Origin of the sequence: Streptomyces sp. UH6 (assembly GCF_013421635.1) — a bacterium.
GTDB lineage: Bacteria > Actinomycetota > Actinomycetes > Streptomycetales > Streptomycetaceae > Streptomyces > Streptomyces abyssomicinicus.
In genome coordinates this window covers 1-1071 of the sequence record NZ_JACADT010001407.1, presented here as the reverse complement: position 1 = coordinate 1071, position 1071 = coordinate 1, and the positions used below count along the sequence as shown (strand labels likewise).

The following is a 1071-nucleotide window of genomic DNA, read 5'->3' as shown; positions in this document are numbered from 1 at the left end:
GCGCTCGGGCTCCTGCTCGTCTCGCTCGACGCCCTGGCGCAGATCGCCGTGCCGGTCCTGGTACGCCACGGCGTCGACGACGGCGTGGCCCGGGGCGTCCACGGCGCCCTGCTCACGGCCACGGTCGCCGCCGCGCTGGTGGTGGCGGCCAACTGGGCCGTCGGCGTCGCGCAGGTGAGGACGACGGGCCGCACCGGCGAGCGCCTGCTGTACGTGCTGCGGGTCAAGACGTTCGCCCAGTTGCAGCGGCTCGGGCTGGACTACTACGAGCGTGAACTCGGCGGCCGGATCATGACCCGGATGACCACGGACGTGGACGCTCTGTCGACGTTCGTGCAGACGGGCCTCATCACGGCGGTGGTCAGCGTGCTGACGATCACCGGCGTGCTCGTCGCGCTGCTCGTGATCGACGCGGAACTCGCCCTGGTCCTGGTCGTGGTGGTGCCGGTGCTCGCCGCCGCGACGGCCGTCTTCCGCCGGTACTCGGTGCCCGCGTACCGGGAGGCGCGGGAGCGCGTCAGCGTCGTGAACGCGGCCCTCCAGGAGAACGTCGCCATGATCCGGGTCACCCAGGCGTTCCGCCGCGAGGAGCACAACGCCCGCGGCTTCGCCGTGCTGGCCGGCGAGTTCCGGGACGCGCGGCTGCGCGCGCAGCGGTGCATGAGCGTGTTCTTCCCGTTCGTGGAGTTCCTGGGCACGCTCGCGGCGGCGGCCGTGCTGGCCGTCGGGGCCGGGCAGGTGACCCAGGGGCGGCTGACCGCGGGCACGCTCATCGCCTTCCTGCTGTACGTGGAGCTGTTCTTCGCGCCGATCCAGCAGCTGTCGCAGGTGTTCGACGGCTACCAGCAGGCGGTCATCGGCCTGGCGCGGCTGCGGGCCCTGATGCGGACGTCGACGGGCACGCCCGCCGCCCGGCGGCCGCGCGAGGTCCGGCGGCTGCGCGGCGAGGTCGAGTTCGACGCGGTGTCCTTCGCCTACCCCGGCGGCCGGCGGGTCCTCGACGGTCTGCGGCTGCGGATCGCGCCGGGCGAGACCGTGGCGCTCGTCGGCACGACGGGCGCCGGGAAGTCC

The 1071-nt window shown here is 73.9% G+C and carries 1 protein-coding gene; it reads left to right on the top strand.

Translation table 11 applies throughout. The annotated features are described in order from the left end of the window. The coding region (locus HW445_RS32195) for an ABC transporter ATP-binding protein (RefSeq protein WP_257231445.1) at nt 1–1071 on the top strand (1071 nt) is incomplete at both ends.